This is a genomic window from Nocardia shimofusensis NBRC 100134, from assembly GCF_001613125.1.
Lineage (GTDB): Bacteria > Actinomycetota > Actinomycetes > Mycobacteriales > Mycobacteriaceae > Nocardia > Nocardia shimofusensis.
Window position 1 is genome coordinate 1 of the sequence record NZ_BDBT01000034.1, and the last position, 15,011, is coordinate 15,011.

A 15,011-nucleotide genomic window follows, 5' to 3' on the forward strand; every position below is an offset into this window, starting at 1 on the left:
CTGGGACCGCTACCGCACCCAGGGCTGGTACTTCGCAGGCGACGGCGCCAGAATCGACACCGACAACGCCCTGTGGATCCTCGGCCGCGTCGATGACGTCATGAACGTCTCCGGCCACCGCATCTCCACCGCCGAAGTCGAATCCGCGCTCGTCTCCCACCCCGCCGTCGCCGAAGCCGCCGTCGTCGGCGCCACCGACGCCACCACCGGCCAGGGCATCGTCGCCTTCGTCATCCTGCGCACGGGCAATACCGACACCGACAAAGACGCACTGGTCGCGGAATTGAAGAAGACCGTGTCCACGGAGATCTCGCCGATCGCCAAGCCGCGGGACATCTTCATCGTCTCCGAACTGCCGAAGACCCGCAGCGGCAAGATCATGCGCCGCCTGCTGCGCGATGTCGCCGAAGGACGGCCGCTGGGCGACACCAGCACTCTGGTCGACCCGACCGTCTTCGAGCAGATCCGCGCCGGAAACGCCTGACCCGCGAATCCACGGCTCCTCGGTCCCCGGCGACGACCGGTGGCGATTCCGCCGCCGGTCGTCGCCGGAATCGCCACTGGTGCACCGGAAAGTCCGTAGGCGGGCGACGATCGGTCGCCTATCGACAATCGATCGTCCTCGGCCGGCTGCCGGGGCGAGATCGGCATCTCCGGGTTCGGCTGGACAACAATATGATTCGGTGTCGCCGAGTTCGCGTCGAGCGACGCCGGCGGCGGTGAATCGCTCGAATCGACCGAGGCCGCAATCCTGATGACCTCCTTGACGGCAGCGCTGCCGGGGCCGGCGCTACTGTTGCGGCGTGGGCGTGCCCCATCGCGCCGGACCGGACACGCGCGAGCCGTGACCGGACGAGTGCGACAACAGTGATCCGCCGAAAGGCGGTAGCCTCCGATAGCAATGTGCCGGGACAGGGAGAAGGGTCGACCAAGTGAGTTTCACCCAGGGCGGTAACGGGAACGACGCGCGCGGCGGGAGCACAGTGAGCTCGATTCCGTTGACGGATGCCAATCCGCCCGGTTCCGCGAGCTTCGGCACCCTGGTCCGCGACGCCACCGAGCAGATGTCGACGCTGGTTCGCGCCGAAGTCGAGCTCGCCAAGGCCGAGGTCACCGGCGAGATCAAGAAGGGCTTGCAGGGCAGTGTCTTCTTCCTGCTCGCGCTGACGGTGCTGCTGTTCAGCTCGTTCTTCTTTTTCTTCTTCCTCGCCGAACTGCTGGACGTGTGGCTGGCGCGCTGGGCGGCGTTCCTGATCGTGTTCGCGCTGATGATCCTGACGACCGTCGCGTTCGCGCTGCTCGGTTATCTGCGGGTGAAGAAGCTGCGCGCGCCGGAGAAGACGATCGATTCGCTCAAGCAGGCGCGCACGGTACTGCCTGCGGGCTTCGGCCAGTCGGCGCACGGCGAGCACGTCGCGCTGATCAAGCGCACGAACTGAGCGTGTCCACGAACCCGCCCGATCCGTCCACGGTCCGCTACGAGGGTCCGTGGACGCACCGCGACGTCCATGCCAACGGCATCCGCTTCCACGTCGTCGAAGCGGCACCGGGATTCGCGGCCGCGTCCCCGGAAGCGCCGCTGGTGCTGTTGCTGCACGGCTTCGCCGACTTCTGGTGGTCCTGGCGCCACCAGCTGACCGCGCTGGCCGATCTCGGCTACCGCACGGTCGCGGTGGATCTGCGCGGCTACGGCGACACGGACAAACCGCCGCGCGGATACGACGGCTGGACACTGGCCGGTGACGTCGCCGGCCTGATTCGCGCACTCGGGCACACCGAGGCGGTCCTGGTCGGGCATGCCGAGGGCGGGCTGGTGTGCTGGGCGACCGCCGTGCTGCATCCCCGGCTGGTGCGCTCCATCGCGGTCGTCGCCTCCCCGCATCCGGCCGGGCTCAAGAGCGCGGTGCTGCGCGACCGGCGACAGCGTCGCGCCTGGCTGCCCGCGTTCCTGCGGTGTCAGCCGCCCCGCTATCCCGAGTACCGCCTGACCACCGACGGTGGCGCCGAGGTGGAGCGGCTGCTGCGGCAGCGATCCGGGGCACGCTGGGGCGCGACCGAGGAGTGCGCCGACACCGCCGCCAGGATGCGTTCGGCGATCCGCATTCCCGGCGCCGTGCACTGCGCGCTGGAGTACCAGCGGTGGGCCTTCCGCAGTCAGTGGCGTCCGGACGGTCGCCGGTTCATGGCGACGATGCGGGTGCCGATCGAGGTGCCGGTGCTGTCGCTGCGCGGCGAGCACGACGAATACCTGCTGCGCGCCACCTTCCATCGGGCGCGCAAGTGGGCTCCGCGACGGCGGCTGGTCACGGTGCCCGACGCCGGGCACTACGCCCACCAGGAGAATCCGGACGTGGTGACCACCGAACTGGCCAAATTCCTGGCCTGAGCCGCCATCACCCGGATCGAATCCTCGCCAGGACAACCGGCCTGCTGGGGCGACCGGCTCGCAGGTCGCCCCAGGAGGCTCAGCTCAGGACGCAAGCTCCGGTATCGACCTCGACCTCAGCGCCCGTCGCGGCGTCGAGTTCGGTGCGCACTTCGTCCAGGGTCAGCACGTAGCCGGTGTCGTCGTCGGTGACAGCCGCGCCGAACACCACGCCGAGTACCTGGCCCCCGCTGTCCACCAGCGGACCGCCGGAGTTACCCGCCCGCACCAGGCCGCGCACCGTGTACACCTCGCGTTCCACGGTCCCGTTGCGATAGATCGTGGGGCCGGTCAGATCGAGCGTCTCGCGGATGCGCGCGGCGCTGGCCGTGTACGGGCCGCCCCCCGGATATCCGAGCACGATCGCACTGTCGCCGGATTCCGCGTCCCGTGGGGCCTGCGGAACCACCGGCGAGAGCAGGCCGGGCACCGCGAGCACGGCGACGTCCTTCGACGGATCGAACAGCACCACTCGAGCATCCAGCGGTCCACGCGCGGTATCGACGGTCACGCTGGTCGTTCCGGCGACGACGTGCGCGTTGGTCATCACCCGCTCCGGAGCGATGACGAAACCCGACCCCTCGAGGGCACGCTGACAACTGGGCGCGACCCCGCGGATGCGCAGCACGCTCTGCTGGAGCGAGGCCGCGACCGGGCTGGCCAGCACGCTCGGATCGGGCGGTTCGACCGCAGCGATCGGGGCCCGGCCGAACGGCCCGATCACGTCCGGCAGACCGGAGGTGTTCAGCAGCCGGGAGAACTCGTTGGGCACCTTGCGCAACCAGTTGGGCGCGACCTCGTTGACATCGGCGAGCACCCGCGAGCCGTTGATGGCCGAGGCGATCGCCGGCTGCGAGGAGGTGGCCAGCGGCAGGGCCAGCAGCCAGGCGGTGACCAGCACCGCGACCGCCTGCAATACCGCGCCGACGACGCTGTCGACGCTGCGGGTGAACGGATGGCGCATGCCGCTGCGGGCCGCGCGGCCGAGCACCATGCCCGCCACCTCGCCCACGATCACCAGCACCACGATGAGCAGTACACCGGTCAGCACCCGGGTACGGCCCTCGTCGACGTGCACGAGGATGTGTGGCGCGATCAGGATGCCCGCGACCGCGCCGAGCACCACGCCCAGGAAGGCCAGCGCCGAGGCGACCGCGCCCTGCCGCCACCCCGAGGTCGCGGCGGCCAGCGCCAGGACGAGCACGACGACGTCGAGCCAGATCGAGGAACTCATAAGGTCATGCCCAGCGCGGCCAGCGAGGTTTCCAGATCCCGCACGTCGGAGCGGTCCCAGTCGAGCTCCCAGCCCGCGCCGGTGATCAGCCCGGCGAGGATGCCGCCGGTCAGCCCCCAGACGAGCATCCCGTCGACCTGGAAGGCCGGACTCGAATACCCGAGCGGACTGCGGACCTGGAACCGATTGGCCGGATCGAGCAGGCCGGACATCGGCACCCGCACCACCCGTTCGGTCTCGGCGGGATCGACCACCCGTACCTCGCTCGGCTCACGCCAGTAGGCCACCACCGGGGTCACGTCGAAGCGTGACGGCGGCACGAACAATTTCGGCAACAGGGTCAGCGGCTGCACGCCCGCGCGCTCCAGGCCCGTCTCCTCGGCTGCCTCGCGCAGGGCGGTGTCGATCGGCCCCTCGTCCTCCGGGTCGGTGGCGCCGCCGGGGAAGGCCACTTGTCCGCGGTGCTGACGCATGGTCGACGCGCGCTGGGTGAGCAGGACGTGAGCGTCGGCGGGCAGCCCGCCCGGCGCGCCGGTGCCGGGTTCGGGCGAGCCCTCGAACAGCACCAGCACGGCCGCCTCACGCGCGGGGGAGGTCAGCGTCATGAGGCGGCGCAGCACGCGCACCTTGGACGAGTTGTCGCCTCGCTCCATCGAGGCGGGCTCGGTGACGCCACGCAGCCAGACCGGCGTGTCCGGCGGGAGCTCGATGGTCATGCGCCCGTTCCCTTCGGAGCGGAGCAACTCACGCGCAAGCATCTGGCCGCCGGATCACCGGCTCCGCTGAACGTGCGCACCATCACCTCCACAAACCATCTGTCCGCCCGCAACAGACGCTGCGAGATGCCTATCCGAAGCTTCTCCGTGAGCTTCCTGTGTGAACTTCCTATGTGGTCGACTTTCTCACGAAGCCGCCCATATCGCGCTCACATCCGTACCCCGAGGACTCGATCCACGGTGTTCGCGATGTCGTCCACGCCGGTGAACGTCCGCACCACCACCTCGGCGACGGAGCCGTCGGCGCGCAGCAGCACCGAGATCGGCAGCACCGCGGGCGCCCCGACCGCGCTGCGCACCCGCGCGTCCGGGTCCAGCACGCCCGGCAATCGCACGTCCAGACCGGCCAGCCGGGACAACGCCTTCGCTTCGTCGGGGTCGCTGTGCACCGTGAGCACGGTGATCGCCGCGCCCGCCCGGTCCGCGAAGTCTTGCAGATGCGGCAGTTCCTGCGCGCACGGCCCACACCAGTACGCCCACAGATTGAGCAGCGCGGGTTTGCCCGCCAGCGCGGCGGCCAAGTCGACCGGGACGCCGTCGGCCAGACAGACCGGTGTGAGACCGGCCAGCGGCCCCTGGCCCACGCCACCGTCGGCAGGTCGCGGGCACGGGGCCGACGCCGCCTCTTCGCGAAGCTGAGCGGGGATGGCGCCGTCGGACGGAGCCGTCCGCTCGGCCGAGTCCCGACCGCCCTCACGCGGCCACAGCGCGACTGCCAGCGCGACGACCGTGATCAGGGCCGCGAGCGCCAGCCGCGCGGACACCGACAACCGGCTCACAGCCCCGCCATCCGCAGCAGGTGATCACGCTCAGGGCCCTTGACCAGTGCGGCGGCCGCGGCCGGGTCGGTCGGGCCGAGGCCGAAGGACGGGCAGTCCGCGGCGAGCACGCACGCGCCGCACGCGGGCTTGCGGGAATGGCACACGCGGCGGCCGTGGAAGATCACCCGGTGCGAGAGCATCGTCCACTCCTTGCGTTCGACGAGTTCGCCGACGATGTGCTCGACCTTGACCGGATCCTCCTCGCTCGTCCAGCCCCAGCGACGAACCAACCGGCCGAAATGGGTGTCCACCGTGATCCCGGGCACGCCGAAGGCGTTACCGAGGATGACATTGGCCGTTTTCCGCCCGATTCCGGGCAATTTCACCAATTCTTCGAGGGTGTGAGGCAGTTCACCGTCGTATTTTTCCGTCAACGCCTGCCCCAGCCCGATCAGCGACGAGGTCTTGTTCCGGAAGAAACCGGTCGGCCGGATGAATTCCTCGAGTTCGGCTCGGTTCGCCTCGGCGTAGTCGCGGGCGGTGCGATACCGGGCGAACAACGCCGGTGTGGTCAGATTCACGCGCTCGTCGGTGCATTGCGCGGAAAGGATTGTCGCGACCGCCAATTCGAGCGGCGTGGTGAAGTCGAGTTCACAGTGCGCGCCCGGGAAGGCTTCGGCCAGAACACGATTCATCCGGCGCGCTCTGCGCACCAACCCCAGCCGCGTTTCCCCTTGTCGCGAGCGGGATCCGCGCTTGCGCGGTGCCCCGGGAGCGGGCGATTCGACATCCGGGACCGAGGGGGTGACGCCCGGCGAACCGGCGGCCGGAGACCCTGTGGCGACGGTGGACGACGGGGAGACACGCACGGGTTCACCATACGGAATCGGGGTGACACAGATCCCTTCCCGTCGGCCCACGTGTTCCATCCGAGACCTTCACCGTGTTTACTCCACGCTATGCAAGGACTCGCTGTGGTGCTCTTCCCGATGGCGTTGATGATCTTCGCCCTCGGTATGGAGCGGCTCGAGAATCGGCTCCGCAAACTTCTCGAACCGGACCCGGAGGTTCAGCAATACCTGGACAAGGCGAGCAACGCCGAGGTCGACGAACTGACCGAGCTCGGCGTGCCCGCCGCCGTCGCCAAGATGCGCAAGCGCGGCTCCGCGCGCGGCGACCTCGACGTCGCTCGCGCGAGCTGACGTCGCTTCGCGCGTGTCGGCGCGCGTCGCTTTCGCCTCCGCCTCGTCCGTTCACGGAACTCACTTGTAACGTGGTGTCTGTCACTACCCAGGCGCACGTCCGCGTAGACTGCGCTTTCGGCCGATTCGCTTCGGTCCAGGACTAGAGCCATTTCCCAAAGGAGCACATTCGTGGACGAGGCCCTCGCCAGAGCAGGCATCTTCCAAGGCGTAGAGCCCACCGCGGTGGCGGCACTCGCCAAACAGCTGCAGCCCGTGGACTTTCCGCGCGGTCACGTCATCTTCAACGAAGGCGAACCCGGTGACCGGCTGTACATCATCACCTCGGGCAAGGTGAAGATCGGCCGCCGTTCCCCGGACGGCCGGGAGAACCTGCTCACCATCATGGGGCCGTCGGACATGTTCGGCGAGCTGTCGATCTTCGACCCGGGTCCGCGTACCTCGACCGCGACCACGGTCACCGAGGTCCGCGCGGTCACCATGGACCGTGACGCGCTCAAGGCGTGGATCGATCAGCGCCCCGAGATCGCCGAGCAGTTGCTACGCGTGTTGGCCCGCCGTCTCCGGCGTACCAACAACAACCTCGCCGACCTGATCTTCACCGACGTTCCCGGTCGCGTGGCCAAAGCGCTGCTGCAGCTCGCTCAGCGTTTCGGCACCCAGGAAGCGGGCGCCCTCCGGGTCACCCACGACCTGACCCAGGAAGAGATCGCCCAGCTCGTCGGCGCCTCCCGTGAGACCGTGAACAAGGCGCTGGCCGACTTCGCGCATCGCGGCTGGCTGCGCCTCGAGGGCAAGAGCGTGCTCATCTCCGACTCCGAGCGCCTCGCCCGCCGCGCCCGCTGACCCGGGCCACAGTTCTCGGTCGCACACGCGAAGGCCCGGCCGGACCCATGCTCTGGGGGTCCGGCCGGGCCTTCGCGTGTCCGTGCCGAGATGGTCGGCTGGGTTGACGCGGACCTAGCTCTGAAGCGCGGACCTAGCCATGGGAACGCAGGTAGTCCAGCTGCGCCTGCACCGAACTGCGGGCCGCGGGCCACAGCCGCTTGTCCACATCGGCATACACCTTGCGGACCACCGACATCGCGCCCGCGTTCTCACCGAGCTCGCGCAGCGCCGCGCGCACCTGGTCCAACCGCTCGTGCCGATGCTTGACGTAGTACCGGGCGACCGGCTCCAGATCGGCGTGCTCGGTACCGTGCGCGGGCAGCAGCGCTCGGCCCGCCCCGGCCTCGAGCAGCCGGTCCAGCGAGCCGAGATAATCGGCCAGCGCGCCGGACCGCGACTCCAGCACCGTGGTGCCCGCGCCCAGGATGGTGTCGCCGGTCAGCACGGCGTCGTCGAGCACGAAGCTCATCGAATCGGCGGTGTGCCCCGGGGTTGCCAGCGCGCGAATCCTCAGGCCCGCCGCTTCGAGCACCTCGCCGTCGGCGAGCGGGGCTTCCCAGCCGGCGAGGTAGCCGGAGTGCGCGGCGGCCACCGGCGTACCGGTCAGCTTCACCAGCCGATCGAGACCGGCGGTGTGGTCGTGATGGTGGTGGGTGACCAGCGTCAGCACGATATCGCCATCGGTCGCGGCGGCGATCGCCTCGCTGTGCTTCTTGTCCTTCGGGCCCGGATCGACCACCACGTACCCCGACGCGCCCGGCGCGCGCAGCAGCCAGGTGTTCGTCCCGTCCAGGGTCATCCGCCCTGGATTGTCCGCCAGCAGCACCGCCGCCGACGGCGTCACCTGGCGCACCTGTCCGTACGCGGGATGTGTCGCCGCCATCGCTCTCACCTCTGTTCACATGCCGTCGGGCACGATCCACGCTAGTCCCGCAGGCACCGCCGCGGCAGGGCCGGAATCCGGCCCTGCCGCGAGCAACCGCACGGCGCACCTCGGCGCCGCCGGAGAACGCCCTCGGTCACGTCCAGAACTCAGCCGCGGACCTCGACGATCAGCTCCACCTCGACCGGCGCGTTCTTCGGCAACTCGGCCACACCGACCGCGGACCGGGCGTGCACGCCCGCTTCGCCGAACACCTCGCCGAGCAATTCCGAGGCGCCGTTGATCACGATCGGCTGATCGGTGAAACCCGGCGCGGAGGCCACGAAGCCGACCACCTTCACGATCCGCACCACCTCGTCCAGCGAGATCAGGTCGTGCACCGCGGCCAGCGCGTTCAGCGCGCACAACCGAGCGGCCTCCTTCGCGGTCTCGGCCGTGACCTCGGTGCCGACCTTGCCGATCGCGGACAACTCGCCGTCCACGAACGGCAACTGCCCCGAGGTGTAGACCAGCGAGCCGGTGCGCACCGCCGGAATATAGGCCGCGACCGGCGCCGCCACCGCGGGCAGCCGCACGCCGAGCCGCTCCAGGTTCTCCTGCCAGCGAGTCGCCGGTTCCGTCATCGCCGTCACCTCCCGTCGCCTAGGCCTTCGGGCGCTTCAGGTACGCGACGTGCTGCTCACCGGTGGGGCCGGGCAGCACCGTCACCAACTCCCACCCGTCGGCTCCCCACTGGTCGAGGATCTGCTTGGTGGCGTGCGTCAGCAAGGGCACGGTGGCGTATTCCCATGTCGTCATGGGCCGAGTGTATTGACCCGTGGGACGGCCGTGCGGGCCGGGCGATTCCGGGCCGTCGCAGCCGTCCTCACGCCACACGCTGCCCGCGAGTTATAGGCTCGCGAGCGTGGGAGTACCAACTGCTGATCCCGTTTCGGCCGAGCCGAAGCCGGACAAGGGGTGGCCGAAGCGGGCCGAACAGGCCCGTCTGCACTACGTCTCCGGCAAGGGCGGGACCGGCAAGTCCACGGTCGCCGCGGCGCTGGCACTGGCGCTGGCCGCCGGGGGGCGCAGGGTGCTGCTCGTCGAGGTGGAGAGCAGGCAGTCCATCGCCCAGCTGTTCGACCTGCCGCCGCTGCCGCCCACCGAGACCAAGATCGCGACCGCCGACGGCGGCGGCGAGGTGGTGGCCCTGTCGCTCGACATCGAGCACGCCTTCCTGGAATACCTCGACATGTTCTACAACCTGGGCTTCGCGGGCCGGGCGATGCGCCGGATGGGCGCCATCGAGTTCGTCACCACCATCGCGCCCGGTCTGCGTGATGTGATCCTCACCGGCAAGATCAAGGAGTGCGCGGTCCGCGTGGACAAGGCGGGCAGGCCGGTCTACGACGAGATCGTGGTGGACGCTCCGCCGACCGGCCGGATCAACAGCTTCCTCGACGTCACCAAGGCGATGGCCGAGATCGCCAAGGGCGGGCCGATCGCCGCCCAGGCCGAAGGCGTGTCGGCGCTGCTGCATTCGGATCAGACGATGATCCACCTGGTCACCCTGCTCGAGGCGCTGCCGGTGCAGGAGACCGCCGATGCGATCGCCGAGCTCACCGCCAACGATCTGCGCATCGGCGCGGTCGTCGTCAATCGCGCGAGCGAGGGGCACCTGCCGACCGACCTGCGCGACCGGGCCGCCGAGGGCGACCTGGACCGCGACGCGATCCGCGCGGGCCTCGACCGCGCGGGCATCACCGTCACCGACGACGATCTCGACGGCCTGATCACCGAGACCGTGGAGCACGCGATCCGGCTGCGGGCACAGGACGCCAGCGCCGCCGAATTGAACGAACTCGGCGTCACGCAGATGCATCTGCCCGCCCTCACCGACGGTATCGATCTCGGCGCGCTCTACGAACTCGCCGAACACCTGAGCGCGCAGGGAGTGCGATGAACACCCTCGACATCTCCGGGATCATCGCCGATCCCACCGCCCGCGTCATCGTCTGCTGCGGCTCCGGCGGTGTCGGCAAGACCACCACCGCCGCGGCCATCGCGTTGCGCGCCGCCGAGCGGGGCCGCAAGGTGGTCGTGCTGACCATCGACCCGGCCCGCAGACTGGCCCAGTCGCTCGGCGTGGCCGACCTGGACAACGCGCCGCAGCGGGTGAAGCTCGGGCCGGAGGCCAAGGGCGAACTGCACGCGATGATGCTGAACATGCGGCGCACCTTCGACGACATGGTGCTCGAGCACACCAGCCCGGACAAGGCCGAGCAGATCTTCGCCAACCCGATCTATCAGACCGTGGCCTCGTCCTTCGGCGGGACGCAGGAATACATGGCGATGGAGAAGCTCGGCCAGCTCGCGTCCCGGCGCGAATGGGACCTCATCGTCGTGGACACCCCGCCCTCGCGCAACGCGCTGGACTTCCTCGACGCGCCCAAGCGACTGGGCACCTTCCTCAACGGCAAGATGATCCGGCTGATCATGGCGCCGGGGCGCGGGGTCGGCCGGTTCGTCACCGGCGCGATGAGCCTGGCCATGCGCGGTGTGTCCACGATCGTCGGCGGGCAGATGCTCAAGGATGCCTCGAACTTCCTGCAGTCGCTGGAGACGATGTTCGGCGGCTTCCAGGAGCGCGCGAACCGCACCTACGCCATGCTCTCCACTCCCGGCACACACTTCCTGGTGGTGGCCGCACCCGAACCGGACGCGCTGCGCGAGGCGTCGTTCTTCGTCGACCGGCTCTCCACCGAACGCATGCCGCTGGCCGGCCTGGTGCTCAACCGGACGCATCCGGTACTGAGCACGCTGCCCGGCGATCACGCGCTCACCGCCGCCGACCACTTGGCCGACGAGGATCCACTGACCACGGCGATCCTGCGCATCCACGCCGATCGGGTCGCCATGGCCAAACGAGAGCGTCATCTGCTGGTGCGGTTCACCGGCGCGCATCCGCGGGTGAGCATCGCGGCGGTGACGGCACTGCCGTTCGAGGTCGCCGATCTCGACGCCCTGCGCGCGGTCGCCGACCAGCTCACCGGCGCGTCCGCGACCGTCTAGCCGTGCGCATCGCCACCCCGGACGCCGTCGAGCCCGCGATCGGCTCGCGGGCTCGAGGTGTCTTTGTGTGGATCTTTCCGTGTGGCTCTACCGCCTGCGGCTCACATGGCCACTTGATGCTGGCGCTGGGCCTGGAAGAAATCGGCCCAGGAGGTCACCTCCGGGTGCTGCTTGAGCAGCGCGCGCCGCTGCCGTTCGGTCATGCCGCCCCACACACCGAATTCCACTCGATTGTCCAGAGCGTCGGCTCCGCACTGCATGAGCACCGGGCAGTGCCTGCAGATGGTGGCCGCCTTGCGCTGCGCCGCGCCGCGGACGAACAACTGATCGGGATCGACTTCCTTGCATCGGGCCTGGGAAACCCAGGCGATACGTGCTTCGGCCTGCTCCACGTCCAATCGAGCGATGGGGGTTGTCATTTGCATTTGGTGTGCCCCTTTGCAGTCCGAACACCGGTAAACGGCGCTCCAGAATCGCGTGTCAGTCGCAGCTACCCGTCCCTTTGCTGCGGACTGAACCACATTCCACTTTGAGTGTTAGCTCCATCACACTGGGTCTCAATCTAGGTAAAGGTATGGCTCGAGCGCAAGACCGCGGCGTGATCTTTTGGTACGCCCGTCCATGCATCTGCTCAAACAAGACCAGTCGGTCGGTTGAGGATTTGGACACGCGGGAGCGACACGCCGGACATGCCCGGAGAACACGCGGACTCGCCGTATTGCGGACGAATACTTCGAAGCGGGGCAAACACACTCACAGGCCCGTCGGGGGCACCCCGTAGTCTTGGCACCGTGTCGAACGTGCCGATCACACATACGCTCGCCAAGCTCGCCGGAAGCTGCGTGCTGGCCGCCGTGCTAGTGGCGGGACTGTTGTTCCCTCTCGCCGGTGGTTTCGGATTCGTCTCCAATCGCGCCGCCGACGCGGTGGACAACGTCTCCGCCGAGTTGGTCGAGGGCACCGTCCCCGCGGTCTCGACGATGGTCGACGCCGACGGCAACCCGATCGCCTGGCTCTACGAGCAGCGGCGCTTCGAGGTTCCCAGCGAGCGGATCTCCAACAACATGAAGCTGGCGATCATCTCGATCGAGGACAGGCGCTTCGCCGACCACGACGGCGTCGACTGGCAGGGCACCGTGCGCGCCTTCCTGACCAACACCAGCAGCGGCGAGGTCCAGCAGGGCGCCTCGACCCTCGATCAGCAGTACGTGAAGAACTTCCAGCTGCTCGTGGTCGCCAAGACCGACGCCGAGCGCCGCGCCGCCATCGAGACCACTCCCGCGCGCAAGATCCGCGAGATCCGGATGGCGCTGACCCTGGACAAGGAACTGACCAAGGACGAGATCCTGACCAGGTATCTGAACCTGGTCCCGTTCGGCAACTCCTCCTACGGCATCCAGGACGCCGCGCAGACCTACTTCGGCATCGACGCCGCCGACCTGAACGTGGCGCAGTCGGCCATGCTCGCCGGCATGGTGCAGTCCAGCTCCAAGCTCAACCCCTACACCAACGAGCAGGGCGTGCGCGAACGCCGCAACACCGTGCTCCAGACGATGGTGCAGAACATCCCTGACCGCGCCGAGGAGTTCCGCGCGGCCATGTCCCAGCCGCTGGGTGTGCTGCCCGAACCCAAGGGGCTCCCCCGCGGCTGCATCGCGGCCAACGACCGCGGTTTCTTCTGCGACTACGCGCTGCAGTATCTGGCCGATGCGGGCATCGGTCGCGAGCAGATCGACAAGGGCGGCTTCCTGATCCGGACCACCCTCGATCCGAGCGTGCAGGATTCGGTCAAGCGCGCGATCAACGATCACGCCAAGCCGGATGTGCCGCATGTCGCCGAGGTGATGTCGGTGGTCGCGCCCGGCCAGGATCGGCATCCGGTGCTGGCGATGGCCAGTAGCCGGACCTACGGCCTGGACCAGGACGCCCACGAGACCGTGCAACCGCAGCCGTTCTCCATGGTCGGCAACGGCGCGGGCTCGGTGTTCAAGCTCTTCACCACCGCGGCGGCGATGGAGAAGGGCATGGGCATCAACTCCCAGCTCGATGTGCCCGGCCGCTACGAGGCCAGGGGCATGGGCGACGGCGGCGCGCGCGGCTGCCCGCCCGCCACCTATTGCGTCGAGAACGCGGGCAACTACCGATCGCCCATGTCGGTGACCGAGGCGCTGGCCACCTCGCCGAACACCACCTTCGTCAAACTGATCCAGGATGTCGGCGTCACGCCGACCGTCGACATGGCGATCCGGCTGGGTATGCGCTCGTTCACCAAGCCGGCCACTTCCGGGTACGGCAACCAGAGTGTGGCCGAGATGGTCAAGCAGCAGAACCTCGGCTCGTTCACCCTCGGGCCGGTCGCGATCAATCCGCTCGAGCTGTCCAACGTGGCCGCGACACTGGCCTCCGGCGGCCGCTGGTGCCCACCCTCGCCGATCGCCGAGGTCGTCGACCGGTACGGCAAGCCGGTGCCGCTGACCGAGCAGGCCTGCGAGCAGGTCGTCGAGCCGGGCCTGGCCAACACCCTGGCCAACGCGATGAGCAAGGACGACACCTCCGGCACCGCGGCGGGCGCGGCGCAGGCGACCGGCTGGAACCTGCCGGTCGCCGGTAAGACCGGCACCACCGAGAGCCACCGCTCCTCGGCGTTCCTCGGTTTCACCAACTCGCTGGCCGCCGCGACCTATATCTACGGCGACAGCCCGACCCCGAGCGAGATCTGCTCGTTCCCGCTGCGCAGCTGCGGCAGCGGCAACCTGTTCGGCGGCAACGAGCCCGCCCGCACCTGGTTCTCCGCCATGAAGGCGGTCGTCGGCGAGTTCCCGCCGCCGGTGCTGCCGCCACTGGACGACAAATACGTGCGCGGAGCGAACAACGCCCAGGTCCCCGATGTGGTGGGAATGTCGCAGGCCGACGCGACCCGCGCCCTGACTTCGGCGGGCTTCCAGGTCTCGGCCGTCGACGGAGCCGGTCCGCCGCCCAAGGGCAGCGTGACCAGCATGGCGCCGAACGGTTCGGCCATCCCCGGCTCGGTCGTGACGATCTACATCAGCGACGGAACCCAGCGGCAGGTGCCGACACCGAGCGCGCCCGCCCCGGCGGCTCCCGGACCGCCGCCGGCGCTGCCGAACTTCCCACTGCCACCGTGGTGGCCCAGGTAATACCGCCTCCGCCGGGGCGGGCAGGGGAGCAACTCCTCAGAGGCGGGCTTTGACGGCCGCGGAGATCCGCGAGCCGTCGGCCTTGCCCTCGGCAAGCGCGGTCGCGATCTTCATGACCTGACCCATCTGCCGCATGCCGGGCCGCTCTCCGAGCTCCTCGGCGACCTGGGCGATGGCGGTGTCGGCGAGATCGGCCACCTCGGCTTCGGTCAACTGGGTGGGCAGATACTCGTCGATGATGTGCGCCTCGGCGTGCTCGTTGGCCGCCAGCTCCCCGCGCCCGGCCTGGGTGTAGACCTCGGCCGACTCGTTGCGCTTCTTCGCCTCCTTCTGCAGGACGGCGACGACCTCCGCATCGGAGAGTTCGCGCGCCTGCGTTCCGGCGACTTCGGCGTTCTGGATGGCGGCCAGCAGCATGCGCAGGGTCGCCAGACGGAGGGTGTCCTTGGCTTTCATCGACGCGGTCATGTCCGCGCGCAGGCGCTCTTTGAGTTCCGACATGGGGCTCACGGTAGTCGCTCGCCGACCGGGCATCCGCTGAGTTTTCGTCCGCGCCGTCGCCCGGCCTGCCTGGGGGTTCGCGCCCGCGGGCGGTGACACGCGGGGGATATGCCCTTTTTCGCCGAGCGTGTG

At 69.1% G+C, this 15,011-nt stretch carries 17 protein-coding genes; 8 read left to right on the top strand and 9 right to left on the bottom strand.

Translation table 11 applies throughout. From position 1 onward, the window contains the following. From NS3_RS24850 to NS3_RS24860, 3 genes are all read left to right on the top strand, one after another. On the top strand, positions 1–484 hold a 484-nt coding region (locus tag NS3_RS24850), incomplete at its 5' end, for an AMP-binding enzyme (protein ID WP_157101521.1). A 448-nt stretch (positions 485–932) separates the two neighbouring features. Beyond that, positions 933–1,439 (top strand): phage holin family protein, encoded by a 507-nt coding sequence (locus NS3_RS24855; protein ID WP_067864395.1) that lies wholly within the window; start codon positions 933–935, stop codon positions 1,437–1,439. After that, a complete protein-coding gene (locus tag NS3_RS24860; protein ID WP_157101525.1) occupies positions 1,436–2,386 on the top strand; it encodes an alpha/beta fold hydrolase in 951 nt (316 codons plus the stop codon). The genes NS3_RS24855 and NS3_RS24860 overlap by 4 nt, the downstream gene beginning before the upstream one ends. Positions 2,387–2,465: 79 nt before the next feature. Here NS3_RS24860 and NS3_RS24865 read toward each other — a convergent pair whose 3' ends face one another. From NS3_RS24865 to nth, 4 genes are all read right to left on the bottom strand, one after another. Then, complete coding sequence (locus tag NS3_RS24865; RefSeq protein ID WP_067864401.1) at positions 2,466–3,659, bottom strand: MarP family serine protease; 1,194 nt, start codon at positions 3,657–3,659, stop codon at positions 2,466–2,468. Next, the gene (locus NS3_RS24870; protein WP_067864405.1) at positions 3,656–4,375 is read right to left on the bottom strand and encodes an NUDIX hydrolase; all 720 of its coding nucleotides are present in this window, start codon (positions 4,373–4,375) and stop codon (positions 3,656–3,658) included. Before NS3_RS24870 ends, NS3_RS24865 begins: the two co-directional genes overlap by 4 nt. A gap of 209 nt (positions 4,376–4,584) precedes the next feature. After that, complete coding sequence (locus tag NS3_RS24875; RefSeq protein WP_067864547.1) at positions 4,585–5,205, bottom strand: TlpA family protein disulfide reductase; 621 nt, start codon at positions 5,203–5,205, stop codon at positions 4,585–4,587. 5 nt (positions 5,206–5,210) lie between these two features. Beyond that, positions 5,211–5,891 (bottom strand): endonuclease III, encoded by a 681-nt coding sequence (gene nth, locus NS3_RS24880; RefSeq protein WP_157101522.1) that lies wholly within the window; start codon positions 5,889–5,891, stop codon positions 5,211–5,213. A 279-nt stretch (positions 5,892–6,170) separates the two neighbouring features. Here nth and NS3_RS24885 point away from each other — a divergent pair, with 279 nt between their 5' ends. Then, the gene (locus tag NS3_RS24885) at positions 6,171–6,398 is read left to right on the top strand and encodes a hypothetical protein (protein ID WP_083883645.1); all 228 of its coding nucleotides are present in this window, start codon (positions 6,171–6,173) and stop codon (positions 6,396–6,398) included. Positions 6,399–6,569: 171 nt separating this feature from the next. After that, on the top strand, positions 6,570–7,244 hold the full coding sequence (locus NS3_RS24890; protein WP_019044571.1) for a Crp/Fnr family transcriptional regulator: 675 nt from the start codon (positions 6,570–6,572) through the stop codon (positions 7,242–7,244). A 133-nt stretch (positions 7,245–7,377) separates the two neighbouring features. On the opposite strand, the gene NS3_RS24895 is transcribed toward NS3_RS24890, so the two are convergent. The 3 genes from NS3_RS24895 to sp36 all read right to left on the bottom strand — a co-directional run bounded on the left by NS3_RS24895 (position 7,378) and on the right by sp36 (position 8,967). Continuing rightward, positions 7,378–8,169: an MBL fold metallo-hydrolase gene (locus tag NS3_RS24895; protein WP_067864408.1), complete on the bottom strand. Its 792-nt coding sequence runs from the start codon at positions 8,167–8,169 to the stop codon at positions 7,378–7,380. A gap of 149 nt (positions 8,170–8,318) precedes the next feature. Continuing rightward, positions 8,319–8,792 (bottom strand): RidA family protein, encoded by a 474-nt coding sequence (locus tag NS3_RS24900; protein ID WP_067864411.1) that lies wholly within the window; start codon positions 8,790–8,792, stop codon positions 8,319–8,321. Between the two features lie 19 nt (positions 8,793–8,811). Further along, a complete protein-coding gene (gene sp36 / locus NS3_RS29320; protein ID WP_085998926.1) occupies positions 8,812–8,967 on the bottom strand; it encodes a Sp36 family protein in 156 nt (51 codons plus the stop codon). A gap of 106 nt (positions 8,968–9,073) precedes the next feature. Here sp36 and bagA point away from each other — a divergent pair, with 106 nt between their 5' ends. Together bagA and bagB are read left to right on the top strand one after the other, a co-directional pair. Further along, a complete protein-coding gene (gene bagA / locus NS3_RS24905) occupies positions 9,074–10,111 on the top strand; it encodes an ATPase BagA (RefSeq protein ID WP_067864414.1) in 1,038 nt (345 codons plus the stop codon). After that, a complete protein-coding gene (gene bagB, locus NS3_RS24910) occupies positions 10,108–11,220 on the top strand; it encodes an ATPase BagB (RefSeq protein WP_067864417.1) in 1,113 nt (370 codons plus the stop codon). The genes bagA and bagB overlap by 4 nt, the downstream gene beginning before the upstream one ends. Before the next feature lie 101 nt (positions 11,221–11,321). On the opposite strand, the gene NS3_RS24915 is transcribed toward bagB, so the two are convergent. Then, a complete protein-coding gene (locus NS3_RS24915; RefSeq protein WP_067864419.1) occupies positions 11,322–11,645 on the bottom strand; it encodes a WhiB family transcriptional regulator in 324 nt (107 codons plus the stop codon). A 375-nt stretch (positions 11,646–12,020) separates the two neighbouring features. Here NS3_RS24915 and NS3_RS24920 point away from each other — a divergent pair, with 375 nt between their 5' ends. Beyond that, entirely contained in the window at positions 12,021–14,378 is a 2,358-nt protein-coding gene (locus tag NS3_RS24920; RefSeq protein ID WP_067864422.1) for a penicillin-binding protein, read from the top strand. 36 nt (positions 14,379–14,414) lie between these two features. Here NS3_RS24920 and NS3_RS24925 read toward each other — a convergent pair whose 3' ends face one another. Then, a complete protein-coding gene (locus tag NS3_RS24925) occupies positions 14,415–14,879 on the bottom strand; it encodes a GatB/YqeY domain-containing protein (RefSeq protein WP_067864424.1) in 465 nt (154 codons plus the stop codon). Positions 14,880–15,011 lie beyond the last annotated feature (132 nt).

Excerpts from the sequence above, each read along its gene's own strand:
- NS3_RS24900 (WP_067864411.1), bottom strand. The coding sequence starts at position 8,792 with ATGACGGAACCGGCGACTCGCTGGCAGGAGAACCTGGAGCGGCTCGGC.
- NS3_RS24895 (WP_067864408.1), bottom strand. The coding sequence starts at position 8,169 with ATGGCGGCGACACATCCCGCGTACGGACAGGTGCGCCAGGTGACGCCG.
- NS3_RS24870 (WP_067864405.1), bottom strand. The coding sequence starts at position 4,375 with ATGACCATCGAGCTCCCGCCGGACACGCCGGTCTGGCTGCGTGGCGTC.
- nth (WP_157101522.1), bottom strand. The coding sequence starts at position 5,891 with ATGAATCGTGTTCTGGCCGAAGCCTTCCCGGGCGCGCACTGTGAACTC.
- bagB (WP_067864417.1), top strand. The coding sequence starts at position 10,108 with ATGAACACCCTCGACATCTCCGGGATCATCGCCGATCCCACCGCCCGC.
- sp36 (WP_085998926.1), bottom strand. The coding sequence starts at position 8,967 with ATGACGACATGGGAATACGCCACCGTGCCCTTGCTGACGCACGCCACC.
- NS3_RS24865 (WP_067864401.1), bottom strand. The coding sequence starts at position 3,659 with ATGAGTTCCTCGATCTGGCTCGACGTCGTCGTGCTCGTCCTGGCGCTG.
- NS3_RS24925 (WP_067864424.1), bottom strand. The coding sequence starts at position 14,879 with ATGTCGGAACTCAAAGAGCGCCTGCGCGCGGACATGACCGCGTCGATG.
- NS3_RS24915 (WP_067864419.1), bottom strand. The coding sequence starts at position 11,645 with ATGCAAATGACAACCCCCATCGCTCGATTGGACGTGGAGCAGGCCGAA.